The sequence below is a fragment of the Methanothermococcus sp. genome (assembly GCF_015523155.1).
Taxonomy (GTDB): domain Archaea; phylum AGJL01; class Methanococci; order Methanococcales; family Methanococcaceae; genus Methanofervidicoccus.
Map to the genome: position 1 here is coordinate 20,488 of NZ_WAKW01000048.1, position 14,625 is coordinate 35,112.

Here is a 14,625-nt window from a genome sequence, read left to right on the forward strand (position 1 = left end):
TATATAACGGAATTAATTTAGGATGCATCAAGGGTCATTTCCATTATCTGCTCAACAGACTTTGCAAGTTTTGGTGGAAGCCCCGATACATCCACATTTAAAAATCCTTTTATAATTAAAGAGACTGCCTCATCCTCAGTTAAACCTCTTGACATTAAATACATCAGCTGGTTTTCTGCAATTTTTCCAACAGCAGCCTCATGTGTTAAATCAAGATTTGTCCTTTTAGCCTCCAATTCTGGAACTGCATGAAGATGAGCATTGTCAGATAAAATTAAGCCCCTACATTCTAAATGTCCTTTCACATTTTCACTCTCCCCAACAAGATGTCCCCTTGCTATTATTTCAGCATTATCCACTACGATAGTCCTTGAAATCATGTCAGCACTGCTGTTTTTTCCAGATAAAACAACCCTTGAACCCAAATCCATTTTTGAATTTCCCTTTCCATAGGCTACTGTTTGAAATGTAACCTTTGAATTATCTCCTACGCAGTATGCGGTTGGATAACTCTGAATTGATTTTACCTCAGTCATAACTACATAGTTGCTTATGAATACTCCATTTTCTTCAATATACACACCAGTTCTTGGTCTAACATGGGTATTTTCGCCCCAATCATGTATCATAGTGTAGGTTAATTTTGCATCTTTTTTTACATAAAATTCAGAAACTCCAATATGTAGCCCTGATTTTACATGAGGTGAAGTAGCACATCCGGTAATTACATTTAATTCAGCCCCTTCTTCAACAATTATAATATTATGGACGTTTTGGGATGAGCTCTCCTCACCAATCAAAAGACATGTTTGAAGAGGTATTGTTTCCTTAACGCCCTTTGGAACTCTTATAAAAAATCCTTCGGTTAATTCCAATGCTGCTCTTGCTGTGTATTTGTCTTTAATTTCAACGAGATTCCATAGGTAATCATCCAAATTATATTTTTTAAGGGCTTCGGAAATTGGCATCATTTCAATTTTTGAGTCTGTTTTTGAATAAACTGCCTTATTGTTTATCTGCAAGTATGAACCTGCTGAGGTTTTCTCCTCAATATCTATACCAATGCTTTCAAGTTTGGATTTATACCCCTCATCAAGCTCCATCAATGAATCCACCGATATACCGCCTTTTTCTATTTTATATTCTTCAAGGTTTATATCCTCCCCATATGGTGCTGGAACATTTCTATATTTTTCAGCAATTTCCTTTATTTTTAGTGCTCTTTCTTTTGATAACATTCTACACACCTCTCATATCCATGTTTAATTATGTTATTAAGAATTTCTTCTGGATGACCTGAACAGGCTACAATTCCATTATAAAGAACATGAGCCCTATCTACATCCATAAAGTTTAATATATGACCCATGTGTGTAATTATTAAACCAGATTTTTTTCTATCACTTGGCATTTTGTTTTTATCAAGTAATTCATTTATAATGGTTCCAATTAATTCCACATTTTCTACATCTACACCACTATCTGGCTCATCGAACATTATAAAATCAGGATTTTGAGCATATATTTGGAGTATTTCAGACCTTTTTGCCTCACCGCCTGAGAATCCAACATTTACCTCCCTTTCAAGGAAATCTTTAAAATTTAATATTTCAGCCATTTTTTCAATTTCACTCCAATCTCTATTGGTGATTATCTCCAATAGATTTTTCAGTTTAACCCCCGGAATCGCTGGCGGACTTTGATAGGATATACCTATTCCAAGTTTTGCCCTTTCATACATTGGCATGTCTGTAATATCCTTTCCTTTAAAATAAATACTACCGCTTACAATTTCATATTTTGGATTTCCAAGTATTGTATTTATTAATGTTGATTTGCCTGCTCCATTTGGACCAAATAAAACATGAGTCTCACCACTATCGATGTATAAATGAATATCTTTTAAAATTTCTTTATCCCCTATTTTGACACATAAATCTTCAATACTTAGCATCTAATCACCTTATTTATAAATTTTTATTTTTTTCTTCACCAACATATCTCAAAATAACTTTTTTTATATCCTCTACACTATCCAAAATTGTTATACCGTCCATTTTTCTTAATTTATCAACATTTTCTACATCTTCCTTTCTAATATATAACTTTAAAGTTTTTCCACCGGGGATTATTGTTTCAATTTCTCCAATTTTGTTGTCTGGTGGATAAATATATGTCGGAACCCTAGCTTTAATGCCCTGAGCAATTGAGTTTGTAATGAGTGTATCTGCAATACAATGTGCCACCTTTGCAACGGTGTTTGCAGTTGTCGGAGCTACGATAAACATATCATATTTCCCAGTTTGCAGTTTTCCCGGTAAAAAGGGAGCATTTGCATTTACTTCCACCCTAATATCATAAAACTCATCCATCATCAAATCCCAGAGTTTATACCACTTTAAAACAACCCTGGCACTTTTTGATGCATATACATCTATATCCAAATTATGTTTATTTTTTAACTCAATCATCAATTGAACTATTTCCTCTATTTTATCTCCGCATCCTGTAATGCCCCATGCAATTTTAACCATAAAAGCACCTTTTTTATTTTATTTAATATTTCAAATTAACTATTATATTAAATTTTATATTAATATAATACATTTACTCTATTTTTTAGATATCCTATTTAAAAATTTATTTAAGGTTTTTCTTAAAACTCTTAATCCCTCATCATCTTCTATAATACCATCTCTTCCTTTATCCTTTGACCAGAATGTTGCACCTAAATTTGCACCAAATGAACCTCCGCCTACTGGAATCATTTCATTTATTATATAAAAGTCATGGATTGTTCTTAAAGCTATTTCCTGCCCGCCATTTCTATCTCCTCCAACTGCTATACCCATTCCAATCTTACCATTCAAAACCTTTGGATTTTTCGCAACTATTGCCCTGCATCTATCCATTATGGTTTTTAACTGTCCCGTAATGTTTCCCTGATAAATTGGTGTCCCCATTATTATGCCATCTGCCCATATTAAATTTTCATAAACTTCATTCATATCGTCCTTATGAATACAGCCCTCTTTTTTTCTTATGCAATAATCGCAGTGCATACAGAATTTTATTTCTTTTCGAGCAACTGAAAAATACTTAGTTTCACAACCCCTTTCTTTTAAATAATCCAATGCATAATTCACTGCATAATGAGTTCCCTGCAATCTTGGACTTCCACTTATACCAAAGATTTTCATTATTTCACCTTATTTAAATATATAAAAAAATGAATTAATTATTATATAAAAATAAATAAAAATATTAATTATATTTCTTCCTTTTCCTTCTTTTCAATTACACATTTGTTAGATAACTTTATAGCCAGATCTTCTGGATTTTTTATTGGAAAATCCGCATCAGTCATTAATTTAACCAACTCCCCTGCTTCAATATCCCCGCAAGGCAATGATAAACCACAAGGCAATGCGTTTGCTAACTCAACTTTGCTCTTTATGGGAAATACATCCTTGTCTTTAAAAAATTCAGCTATTTTTAATTTAAAATCTTGAATATCTTTTAATGCTTCATATAATGGATGATTTGTTGTTATCATATCAACACCTCATATTTAAATTAATTATTATTTTTTATAAATATTTTATATTAAATTTTATAATTTATATAGTTTATTTCAAATAGAAAATTATGGGGTTATTTTTGATAATTTTTTTCCAAATTCATAACATTTTTTAATATATTCTTCCTTTGGAACAAATCTGCATTTTAAGCATTCATCATCGATAACTTTAAAGTTTAATTTTTCAAAGGATTTTTTTATAATATCAGTTGCCATTTCCATCCATCCATAAGAACCAAATGCTACGGCTAATTTATTACTATCTGGTTTTAACCCTTCCATATATGCTAAAAACATTGCAACTGGTGGGTATATATTTGAATTTAATGTTGGGGAACCTATTAATATATATTTTGAATCTATTATTTCCCTCATTATAGTATTCATTGGGGTTTTAGATATATTGTATATCTTTACCTCAACACCTTCATCCGATAACCCCTTTCCTATGGCGTGTGCAATTTTTTTAGTGGAATTATACATGGTATCGTATGCTATTACTGCCTTATTTTTATAATTATCCGATGACCATTTCATATAATAATTTAATATCTCTTCCACTTTTTCTTTCCATATTATACCATGGGATGGACAAATATAATCAATATCTAAACCCTTCACTGCATTCACTGCATTAGGTATAAGCATTTTATAAGGCAATAATATATTCGCAAAATACTCCTTTGCATCATCAAAAAGCTCATCAGAGCTAACTTCATAATCAAATCGCTCTGATGTAGCTATGTGCTGTCCAAATGCATCATTGGAGAATAAAATTTTATCTTCAATGCAGTATGTGACCATATTATCCGGCCAATGAAGCATTGGGGTTTTTATAAATTTTAAAGTTCTTTTTCCAATATTAATCTCATCCCCTGTATCTACTATTATAAACTCCCAATCTTCTGTATTGAATTGTAAATTTAGGTCTTCTTTCCCTTTCTCATTTGTAATAACCTTTGCATCTGATAATTTAACAAGTTTACCAATACATCCGCTGTGGTCTTTTTCTGCATGATTTACTACAATATAATCAATATCTTTTGGGTCAATTACTGTTTTAATACCCTCTATTAACTCTTCAAACATATAATGTTTTGCGGAATCAATTAAAACATTTTTTTCATCCACTATTAAGTATGAATTATAAGAACTCCCTTTTAAAGTTTCATATCCATGGAATTCTCTAACTTCCCAGTCTACTGAACCAACCCAATATATATTATCTTTTATTTTAACTACCAATTAAATCACCTATTCACTTAAATCTTCCCATTTTATAGGTTTTAATTCTTTTAATTTTTTTGTTGTTGGACAAATTCCAACCTTGTCGCAGAGCCCCATATCATCCATCAAGCCTCTTACCTCATCTAATGCTTCGGGATACTTATGAGTTGTTGGAGGAACCTCAGATAATCCCAATTTCTTTCTAACTTTTTTTATTTCGTCATTTACTGGAACTGCATGACCGGTTAAATAAACATATAATGTGGTTTTTCTATGTGCCTCGGCTATCAATCCCATTTGACAAGCAACATTTCTCATTGATTTTATTATATCTGTTATTTTAACATTTCTTGGACATCTTTCATAACATGTATAGCAGGTTGTACATTTCCAAAGGTCTTCTCCACCTATACACTCTTTTAACCCCAACATTGCAGACCTTATTAATTTTCTTGTTCTAAATGCAGTTATTCTTCCACTTGGACAGGAACCTGTGCATGTTCCACATTGATAGCATCTTTGGAATGATTTTATGTGCTCTTCCCCTAATATATCTTTTCCAGCTTCAATAATCTTTTTAGATATTGTAGGATTGAAATCTTTTGAACTTCTCATAATAATCCCTCCAATTTATTTAAAATAATTATTATAAATTAAAAATATAAAATAAAAAATAAAAAATTAATAATAGAAAAATATGTCAAATAATAGTTAAGTTAGGTTAAATTAAATTTCAATTATATTATAACCTTCATCCAAGTACTTCTTTAAACTTATATGTCCAAATAAATCATTTTCAACATTTAATTTATCTTTTATATCATCCAATACGCCAAATATACTTGCACAGGCCTCACAAACTACAAAATTGTCTATTAATGGTTTAACGTGGTTTGAAAATGGATGTTCTTCATTTAACAAATCTTTAGCCCAATTAACACCTTCACCTTCGAATATTATTTTCACATCGTCCCCCTTTTCCTTCATCTCCTTTGCAAATAGCAACACATGCAACATTACTGGCATATTCGGTTTATCGTTGTGCATGTAGGAAAATACTAAAAATGCATTTTTCATAACATATCACCCCCTAATTAGACTTTATTTAATTGCAACAATAATTTTTAATATTTTTCACACAATATTTCAAAATACTTCCCTGGATGACTACAAGAAGGGCATTCCGCCGGTGGTTCATCCCCTTCATGAGTATATCCGCATTTCCTACATGTCCATTCAACCACTTCATTTTTCTTAAATACTGTTCCATTTTCAACTTCTTTTAATAATTTCTTAAATCTTCCCTCATGATGCTTCTCAGCAATTGCAATTGCCTTTAATCGTTCTGCAATGTCATTTAGTCCTTCTTTTTCTGCTATTTCGGCAAATTTTGGATACATTTCAGTATATTCGTAATGTTCCCCTTCGATTGAAGCCCTTAAATTTTCAGCAGTATTTCCTAAAACTACTGGAACTTCAATATCATCTACCTTTATTGAATCTCCATCGATATTGTATTTCTTTTTTAATTCGGTAATTAAATAAAACAGCCATTTAGCATGTTCCCTTTCATTTTCTGCTGTTAGTAAAAATATTTCTGAAATCTGTTCATATCCTTCACTTTTTGCTATCTTTGCATAGCAGGTATATCTGTTTCTAGCTAAACTTTCCCCGATGTATGCCCTTATTAAATTTGTAATTGTTTCTTTCATACTTCACCTCAGTCAAATTCTACTAATTCATCCAATGGTTCAAATGACTCTTTTACTTACCTCTGCAAATGGGAAATCCAATCATCCGGAAGCTCTTCAAATGGAGTTTTTGGGGAGATATTTTGGCTTGGGTCTTCTCCTTTTAACGGGTCATACAACCGCAAACTTTACACCTATACTTCCTATACTTTGGTTTTTCACAACTGTCATCTAATTTGCAGGCTAATTTAAGTTCTACTATTTTTATTCACCAAAAAAACAAAAAATTAAATAATGAATAATTTACTCTAATTTTTTACAGCAAAGCCACCAATCAAGGCATTCTATTTCTCCTTTTTCAGCCGCTTCTTTTCTACTATTCATTTCTTCAACTGTGGAAGCAGGTGGAACTATTACTTTATCCCCTATTATATCGTTGTTAGGCCAGTTTGCTGGAAGTGCCACTCCTTTATCGGATGTTTGAAGTGCTTTAACCAATCTTATTATTTCATCGATATTTCTTCCAGCCTCCTGTGGATAATACAATATTGCCCTAATAGCTCCCTTATCATCCACAATAAATACAGCCCTAACTGTGTTATTGCCTTTATATGGGCTTACCATGCCTAATCTTTCAGCCAATTTCCCCCTATCGTCTGCTATCACTGGAAATTCAATGTCAATGTTTAGATTGTCTTTTATCCACTCAATCCATTTTAAGTGGCTGAATACTTGGTCTATACTTAAACCTATCAATTCAGTATTTAACTCCCTAAATTGGTCATATCTCTTTTGAAATGCCACAAATTCCGTGGTGCAAACTGGGGTAAAATCAGCAGGATGGCTGAATAAAATAAACCATTTACCTTCAAAATGATTTGGCAATTTTATAATTCCTTGTGTAGTTTTAACTTCTACCTCAGGAAATTTCTCTCCTATTACTGGAATTCCATGTTTTTCAATGCAGCATATATCTTCACACATACATTATCCCTCCATATTTTTAATTTTTTTATTATTTTTATATTTATTTATTAAAATTAAAGTTTGCTTTCTTTATTTGGCGACCTTGCAACCAATTTTGGGTCATAACCTTTGAATCCACATTCAGGAGTATAGCAGGTTACATCATAAAAAGTGCATTTTTCTCCACAGTTTGGACATTTTTCAGGCACTTTATTAGACTCAAATACATATCCACAGTTGGAACATTTCCACCAAGTCATATTTTCACCATATATTAAATTTAATATTAATTTTGAGAAATTAATGGAACATAGGTGCGCTGTCCCAAATCTTTGTCGAGCATAAATAAACCTCTTTTATCCCCATCTAATAGTTTTAATTTATCCACAATTTCTAAAAACGAAGATTCCTCTTCAACCTGCTCATCTATGAACCATTGTAGCATATTCATTGTAGCATAATCCTTTTCAGAAACTGCTAAATCCATTAGATTATTAATAGATTCTGATATAAACTTCTCATGCTCGTATCCATCTTCAAAAACTTCCAATATTGATGACCATTCATTTTTTGGCTTGTTGATAGACTCCAATTCTATTTTTCCTCCCCGTTCTATTATATAATTATAAAATTTCATAGCGTGGTCGAGCTCCTCTTGATATTGAACTTTGAGCCACTGGGCAAATCCTTTTAATCCTATGGATTCGGCATAGGCAGACATAGATAGATATAGATATGCCGAAAAGAGCTCTTTATTTATCTGTTCATTTAAAGCTTTTAGCACTTTATCTTTAACTACCATAATTCACCTATTTAATTTTTCTCTTAGGTATTTTTCAAGTTCTTCACTTGAAGGAATCCCTACAAATGCTACCTCCCCATCTATGACAATAGTTGGAACTGCCATTATGTTGTATTTTTTCACAGTTCCAGGATCTTCTGTTGCATCGATATATTTTACTTCGATGTCATCACAGCTTACTTTCTTTACAACTTCTTCAACTACTCTTTTAGCAGTAGGACAGTGAGGGCATTGAGGAGATGTAATTACTTCGATTAACATAATATCACCAACATTTTATATTTTCCTAAATGCAGACTTAGGCAAACCGCATTGAGGACATTTAAATGTATCAGGTAAATCTTCAAACTTTGTTCCAGGAGCTATGCTTTGAGATGGTTCCCCTTCATCTTCATCATATATCCAACCACACATGCATTGATATTTAGCCATAATATCACCGGTTTTTATTTTTAGGTGATATTAATCTAAAAATCCCTGATTTTTAGCAGATAATATCACCAACTTATATATTTTAATTATTCATTTGTTTATTCTATTTTTATCTCTTTTTCATACTTCCAAATTCCATGCAAATTACAATACATATATGCAGTCAATTTCATAACGCTGCCCTCATGACCTTCGGATGGGGCTCTTATATAAAATACTACCTCTGGTTTAGCATATTGTGTTAAATCTACTCTTGCCAAAGGAATATCTCCTATCCTAAGTCCTATAAATTGTATAAAATGTCCATCTTCCATTGGATGTTCAACTCCTGCGGTGTGAATTTTAACCTCGAAAATTTCCCCCGCCTTTACTTTATCTTTACACTCAATCATTGGAGTGTGTTTCTTCTCAAAATCTGTTCCTTCTACTATGGTTTTTGCATCGGTACAACCCATATTATCACCTTTTTTGTCCTAACATATATATTACAATTATGCAATTACATATTTTGTAGTATATTTAATAAATATTTAACCCTTCGAATTTCGTCAAATTAATGCTAAAATACTACGATTATAATTCATACAATATTTTCATAGCTTTTGTGAATGCAGGCATACCTGATGTTAATAATACTACCCTTAAAACATCACATATTTCCTCTTTTGTAATGCCGAGCTCAGCCATTCCACTTGCCATCTGTTTTTTAGTTGCTTTTTCATCTCTTGTTGATGCTGCAATACCTATTGCTATCAACTTTTGGGTTTTGTAATCCAAAACCTTTCCAGAATATACTGCGTCGTTTAATTTAACAATTGCCTTATATAACTCTTGACAATCTTCTTTGACATACTTCATTCCTTCTCCTACAAAGACTTCATTTTTCATATTATTCCCCCTTATTTTTTATTTTAATTCTTTTATTATTTACAATATAAATTATTCTCATTTTAGTATATATATTTTTTTATATGACCATTATATTAATTTCTGAAATTCACAATACAAGAACGATTTTAAAGAAGGGGACGAAGTTTTATTTAATATCGAAAAAGATAATATTTTAAAATTAGCCCATAAGATTTAAAAACTCTTTTATCAGTTTTTCATATGTGTTATTTTTATTATTTTTATCATTAGGTTTAAGTTCATCATTTATACATCTTTTTTTCCATTCTTCACATAATTTTTTATTTATATTTAATTTTTTCAGCAAATCACAATTACCCTTTAAAATGTGTTTTTTAAAATAATTATAACCAATATCATATTTCTTTTTCAAAAAATAATCAAGATAATCATATATTTTTAAATTTTCTTCAAGGGATATGTTGTATTTTAACCGTATATTATACTTCCATAAGTTGTCGATTTTTATATGCAAGTCATAACCCAAACAAAAGGAATATTCTACTCTATTTTTTGGTTCAAAGAATTCAAAAACATTGTTGTCATAAAAATGCGTAATCCTCCTCTCCAAGTTAGAAATATGGTTTATATCTGGAATTATGCAGCCAAAATAAAAGTTGTCCAAATCAATATTATTTATTATTTTATTTATAATCTTTTTATTATTATTTACACTATCAAAATCTGTGATTTTATAATTTTCCAAAAATCTTCGATTTTTGTCTCCCAACGGTTCCAAAAATAACTTTTCAAAAATTAAATGGGCATATGCATTAGGCATTTTTTCACTTATTATTCTTTTAAATGCTCAATATCATCATCATTTGGAATATATTTTAGGATGGAGCTCCCACTTCTCAAACCATAAAGCAGAGCTCTGTCAGTATAGTTCAAAATAACATTCATCAAATCTTTTGAAAATATCCTTAAATGACCTTTTGAGCATGCTATTTCGTTAAATTCTTTAACATCATCAAATCGGACATTTTTTCCAACAACCACAATGGGAACGCTTTCCCCCGAATGAATAAGACTTCCAACAGAAGGTGTTGAGTGGTCGGCGGTAATTACTATTAAATTTTTATCCAAATTAATGTTTAATAGTGGGGCTAAATAATTATCAATTTTTTCAATTACTTTAACTTTATTCATAGGATTTTTTGTGTGTGCAGCTTCATCTGTTTCTTTTGTATGGATATGGACAAAATCATAATCTATTAACTTTATTCCAGTATTTACCGCAGTTTCAAAGTCCTCAATAGCCATATAATTCATTTTCAAAAGTTTCGACAGTCCTTTAAAAACAGCACTATTTGCTATAATAATCCCATTCATGCCCCATTTTTCTTTAAATGAAGGAATATTCTCATTATATTTTCCAGCCCATTTTGTCAGCAGAAAATTTGCAGGTTGTTTTTGTTTTCTCTTTCTTTTAATATTTATATCGTGGTTTTCAAGGATTTTATAACATTTTAGTAGATATTTATTTAATGCGTTGCATGTGCTCTCTGCTTTTCGATATTCCATGTCATTTTTGCATAATTCCTTTACAGGAAATACCTTCATCACATGCCTATCTTTATAGAATGGGTCAGAATCAGAAATTTTATCAGAAATCCATCCATTTTCTTCTTTTATTTTTAATATAAAATGCACATCATAAGAATATTTTAATTCAAATTCGTATCCATCAACAAAATTTGGCAGTGAATCTATTAATTTCTTTATTTCTTCCTTTGATATGTTTTTTGTTCGTCTATCCATTACATAATAACCCTTTTCATCAGATTTTACGAATCCAAGGGATGCCCTTAAATAGATGGCATTATTTTCCATCTCCATATTTTCTCCAAGTGCTTCAATAACCCCCCTTCCGGGAAAGTCCTCAATGGAATACCCCCATAGCAAAAAATGAGCAACCTCGGTTCCCAATGGAATACCCTCCCCATATGGCACCATAAGTCCAGTCATGCCTTTTTCCGCAAGTTTATCCAAATTTGGAGTTTTAGAATATTCAAGTGGTGTTTTTCCACCTAAAACTTCTGCGGTTCTATCCCCCAATCCATCAAGTAGTATCAAAATGGTTCTCATAATATCACCAAAATTAAAAAAATAACGTTAAAATATAAAATTAAAAAACATATAAAATATAACAGATGTTAAATAAAGTTTTTTACAATCTCAATATATCTAAAATCCCCTTCATAACCTTTTTTTACAATCTCAATTGATGATGGATATATAAATTCATTTAATATGCCCAATATATTTTCTTTATCAAAAATAACCTTCCCATCCTTATCTCTATAATTTCCACTGAATACGCATGAAAATTGATTTTTACCCTGATCCCATTTGTAGCCGATAATTTCTTTTATCTCATCCCCTTCTTTTACATCCTTTACAGATAGTATGAGCTCTACATCAAACTCAATACATAGTTTATGATATATCTCCAAAACTTCTCTAAACTGGTCTATTTTAAAATCACCGTTGTGGTGGATTCTTTCACCACTTATTATTTTCCCGCTCAACTGTTTTGCAAGAGGGATTCTTATAATTCTTAAATATGAATGACATCCAACACACGGCGTATAGTAATTATACTTCTTTGATATCGTCACTGCAAACCTACCATTCAATGCATTCCATAGTTTTGGTTCAAACATGAAGTGAAGTGGCAAAAGAGTTTTATTTTCATATAGTTGATTTATCCTTTTGTTTAGAAGTTTCCAATTTCTATAAAATATATTCATATCCCCATAATCTGTTCCAGTAAATGCCACTATTGGAAGAACAACATTTATATCATCATTTTCCATTGCCTTTATTATTGCTGCGGCACTATCTCTCCCTGAAAATTCTCCAATTACTATATCCTTTAAATTTATGCCTTCGTTATTAATTATGTCCATAGTTTCTTTTGAAAGTTCCAATTCTTTAAATGACCTTTTGAAATCGATAAAATTATCATTATATTTAATTATATTCAAGATTTCACCACTATTATATTTATGTATTTATATTTATATGTTTTTAGATATCTTATTTGTGGTTATTTAAATAATTTTTCAACAGATTTTTTGTATGTATAATTTCATCCAGTTTCATAAGTTCAATGAGCCAGAAATCGCATTTATTATCTAATAGTTTGTCCAAAACAGGCCTTAAATTATCCAAATTATCTGGTGCAATATGTCCTATTTTATCTCTTTCGAGCTCATACACATGGACGTTATATATTCTGTCGGAAAAAATATCAATGAATTCCTCCCTATCATTATAAGCCACATGACCGATATCAAAAGTTATATTACAGTCGCAAATATCTGCCATTTCAACTACATTGTTGGGATTTGATGAAAATCCCGTCCTTAAATTTTCAATACATAATGTTATATTGTTCCTTTTTGCATAGTTGCTTATTTCTGATAAATTATTTATTAAAGTATCCTTGTCAGGTTCCCTTCCATTATGCAAATGAATTGTTAGGTAATCATATCCCTTTATTTCATCGAGTATATTTTTTAAAGCCATTAAACAGGTTTTATTTTTATCTTTTGGATTTCCTAAATTAATTATTGGTGCGTGAAATCCTATGATAGACTCGTTTTTTATTATTTTTGGATAGTAATGAAGTCCCCAGTCAATATATTTAAAATTTGTATGGTTTTCAACTGGATTTTTAAAAGGTAATTTTGGTATTTTTCCTATTTTTGAACGCATGCAAATGCCGAGCATAAAATCACCATTTTAACAATATATGCTATTATCTATTAGATTATATAAACATTATCATTAAAAAAATTAATATATTATATTTAAATTTTTAAATTAAAAATAAAATAAAAAAGAAAAAAATTTATTATTTAATCTTTAATATTTGAAATAATGATTTTTGTTAATATCATACCCAAATAGGCAGCTCTCTTTGGTTTTACTATTATTGATGAATGTTTATCTTCTCTATGGAATCCTACCAATATAGATGCTGTTCTTTTTTCATCTGCTGGAAGTATTGCTATCGAAATTCTGCTACCTTCATTTGCAAAGCAAGTTCCAACATCCTGTATCTTTTGTAATTTTACTCCTTCTCTTTTGAATTTTTTATTTATATTTTCTGCGGTAATTACACCACTATTCAACAAAGTTATCAATAATGAGGTTGTTTCCTTATCCATATTTACGGATTCTATCTCTTCACCGTCTTCTTTTGACAGTGATAATATAATCAAACCATCTTCGTATTTAGGAACCAAAATCTTCCCCTGTGCGCCGGATATATACATTCCCTCACCTTTGAAATTTTATATGCCTTATTACATAATATACAATATAAAAAGATTATATAACTATATATAGGTTATGATTTTTATAAAAATCTATATTTTAAATATTATTTATACACCTAAATAAATAATTTATAATTTACTATTATGGATATAGTAGAGGAGGTTTTAATTTTTAAAACCAACTGTTGTTAATTTAGCATATTTTATATCATTGATACTTTTTAGATTCTCTGTTAATTTAATTATGTCTTCCTTTGGACCTTTTAAAACTATTACTCTTAAAAATTCATTATTTATTATATAATTAATTGAGGTTACTATAATATTTATGTATTTATTTTCAACATCCAAAACTTTTTTATGGACATTTAATGGATATACCAATGTGATTTCCCCAGCTCTTGAACCTATCTGATGAAGCCACTCATATTTTTTTATATAATCAATTAATGCATCTCTAATTACCTCGGACCTTGATTTATTTGATTCCTTAATGACGTCTTCCAAATCTTTCAAAAGACTTTTTTGAATAGTCATAGTTATTCTTTCAGCCATATAACCACCAATTTTAAATAATAGTATGTTATATAATTAATATAATATTATAATAATAAAAAACAGATAAATAGTATTATAATCTTTTTATTTATATAACTTATTATATTATTCCTTAAAATAAATTAAAATAAATATTTAATTTAATCTTTAAATTAAGGTGTCATTTTT

General features: G+C 30.2%; 22 protein-coding genes and 1 pseudogene. All 23 read right to left on the reverse strand.

What is annotated here, in order from left to right; translation table 11 throughout:
• Positions 1-17: 17 nt before the first annotated feature.
• Entirely contained in the window at positions 18-1,238 is a 1,221-nt protein-coding gene (locus tag F7B34_RS04645) for a SufD family Fe-S cluster assembly protein (protein ID WP_292460672.1), read from the reverse strand.
• Positions 1,214-1,954 (reverse strand): Fe-S cluster assembly ATPase SufC, encoded by a 741-nt coding sequence (gene sufC / locus F7B34_RS04650; RefSeq protein WP_292460673.1) that lies wholly within the window; start codon positions 1,952-1,954, stop codon positions 1,214-1,216. Before sufC ends, F7B34_RS04645 begins: the two co-directional genes overlap by 25 nt.
• A gap of 13 nt (positions 1,955-1,967) precedes the next feature.
• Positions 1,968-2,534 carry an archaeoflavoprotein AfpA gene (afpA, locus tag F7B34_RS04655; RefSeq protein ID WP_292460674.1) on the reverse strand — a complete coding sequence of 189 codons (567 nt, stop codon included), beginning with the start codon at positions 2,532-2,534 and terminating at the stop codon, positions 1,968-1,970.
• Positions 2,535-2,612: 78 nt separating this feature from the next.
• Entirely contained in the window at positions 2,613-3,200 is a 588-nt protein-coding gene (locus F7B34_RS04660) for a flavodoxin family protein (protein WP_292460675.1), read from the reverse strand.
• Positions 3,201-3,268: 68 nt separating this feature from the next.
• Complete coding sequence (locus tag F7B34_RS04665) at positions 3,269-3,556, reverse strand: MTH865 family protein (RefSeq protein ID WP_292460676.1); 288 nt, start codon at positions 3,554-3,556, stop codon at positions 3,269-3,271.
• 90 nt (positions 3,557-3,646) lie between these two features.
• Positions 3,647-4,825: an FprA family A-type flavoprotein gene (locus tag F7B34_RS04670; RefSeq protein ID WP_292460677.1), complete on the reverse strand. Its 1,179-nt coding sequence runs from the start codon at positions 4,823-4,825 to the stop codon at positions 3,647-3,649.
• Between the two features lie 9 nt (positions 4,826-4,834).
• Positions 4,835-5,425, reverse strand: coding sequence for a CoB--CoM heterodisulfide reductase subunit C (gene hdrC, locus F7B34_RS04675; protein WP_394355312.1), 591 nt, complete (start codon positions 5,423-5,425; stop codon positions 4,835-4,837).
• A 108-nt stretch (positions 5,426-5,533) separates the two neighbouring features.
• Positions 5,534-5,884 carry a DsrE family protein gene (locus F7B34_RS04680; RefSeq protein WP_292460678.1) on the reverse strand — a complete coding sequence of 117 codons (351 nt, stop codon included), beginning with the start codon at positions 5,882-5,884 and terminating at the stop codon, positions 5,534-5,536.
• A 47-nt stretch (positions 5,885-5,931) separates the two neighbouring features.
• Positions 5,932-6,519 (reverse strand): rubrerythrin, encoded by a 588-nt coding sequence (rbr, locus tag F7B34_RS04685; protein ID WP_292460679.1) that lies wholly within the window; start codon positions 6,517-6,519, stop codon positions 5,932-5,934.
• Positions 6,520-6,527: 8 nt separating this feature from the next.
• Positions 6,528-6,760: pseudogene (locus F7B34_RS04690) on the reverse strand (rubredoxin).
• A gap of 41 nt (positions 6,761-6,801) precedes the next feature.
• Positions 6,802-7,482 (reverse strand): peroxiredoxin, encoded by a 681-nt coding sequence (locus tag F7B34_RS04695; protein ID WP_292460680.1) that lies wholly within the window; start codon positions 7,480-7,482, stop codon positions 6,802-6,804.
• 56 nt (positions 7,483-7,538) lie between these two features.
• The gene (locus F7B34_RS04700) at positions 7,539-7,724 is read right to left on the reverse strand and encodes a rubredoxin-like domain-containing protein (RefSeq protein WP_292460681.1); all 186 of its coding nucleotides are present in this window, start codon (positions 7,722-7,724) and stop codon (positions 7,539-7,541) included.
• A 26-nt stretch (positions 7,725-7,750) separates the two neighbouring features.
• A complete protein-coding gene (locus F7B34_RS04705; protein WP_292460682.1) occupies positions 7,751-8,266 on the reverse strand; it encodes a ferritin in 516 nt (171 codons plus the stop codon).
• 3 nt (positions 8,267-8,269) lie between these two features.
• Positions 8,270-8,527 carry an MJ0307 family thioredoxin gene (locus F7B34_RS04710; RefSeq protein ID WP_292460683.1) on the reverse strand — a complete coding sequence of 86 codons (258 nt, stop codon included), beginning with the start codon at positions 8,525-8,527 and terminating at the stop codon, positions 8,270-8,272.
• 15 nt (positions 8,528-8,542) lie between these two features.
• On the reverse strand, positions 8,543-8,698 hold the full coding sequence (locus tag F7B34_RS04715) for a rubredoxin (protein ID WP_292460684.1): 156 nt from the start codon (positions 8,696-8,698) through the stop codon (positions 8,543-8,545).
• Positions 8,699-8,796: 98 nt separating this feature from the next.
• Entirely contained in the window at positions 8,797-9,153 is a 357-nt protein-coding gene (locus F7B34_RS04720; RefSeq protein ID WP_292460685.1) for a class II SORL domain-containing protein, read from the reverse strand.
• Between the two features lie 118 nt (positions 9,154-9,271).
• Positions 9,272-9,586, reverse strand: a complete 315-nt coding sequence (locus F7B34_RS04725) for a carboxymuconolactone decarboxylase family protein (protein ID WP_292460686.1) — start codon at positions 9,584-9,586, stop codon at positions 9,272-9,274.
• 181 nt (positions 9,587-9,767) lie between these two features.
• Positions 9,768-10,388, reverse strand: coding sequence for a hypothetical protein (locus F7B34_RS04730; RefSeq protein WP_292460687.1), 621 nt, complete (start codon positions 10,386-10,388; stop codon positions 9,768-9,770).
• Between the two features lie 11 nt (positions 10,389-10,399).
• Positions 10,400-11,698 (reverse strand): 2,3-bisphosphoglycerate-independent phosphoglycerate mutase, encoded by a 1,299-nt coding sequence (gene apgM / locus F7B34_RS04735; protein WP_292460688.1) that lies wholly within the window; start codon positions 11,696-11,698, stop codon positions 10,400-10,402.
• 68 nt (positions 11,699-11,766) lie between these two features.
• A complete protein-coding gene (locus tag F7B34_RS04740) occupies positions 11,767-12,522 on the reverse strand; it encodes a hypothetical protein (RefSeq protein WP_292460708.1) in 756 nt (251 codons plus the stop codon).
• A 130-nt stretch (positions 12,523-12,652) separates the two neighbouring features.
• Positions 12,653-13,348 carry a sugar phosphate isomerase/epimerase gene (locus tag F7B34_RS04745; RefSeq protein ID WP_292460689.1) on the reverse strand — a complete coding sequence of 232 codons (696 nt, stop codon included), beginning with the start codon at positions 13,346-13,348 and terminating at the stop codon, positions 12,653-12,655.
• Between the two features lie 128 nt (positions 13,349-13,476).
• Complete coding sequence (locus tag F7B34_RS04750) at positions 13,477-13,896, reverse strand: hypothetical protein (protein WP_292460690.1); 420 nt, start codon at positions 13,894-13,896, stop codon at positions 13,477-13,479.
• A gap of 168 nt (positions 13,897-14,064) precedes the next feature.
• The gene (locus F7B34_RS04755; protein ID WP_292460691.1) at positions 14,065-14,454 is read right to left on the reverse strand and encodes a CopG family ribbon-helix-helix protein; all 390 of its coding nucleotides are present in this window, start codon (positions 14,452-14,454) and stop codon (positions 14,065-14,067) included.
• Between the last annotated feature and the right edge of the window lie 171 nt (positions 14,455-14,625).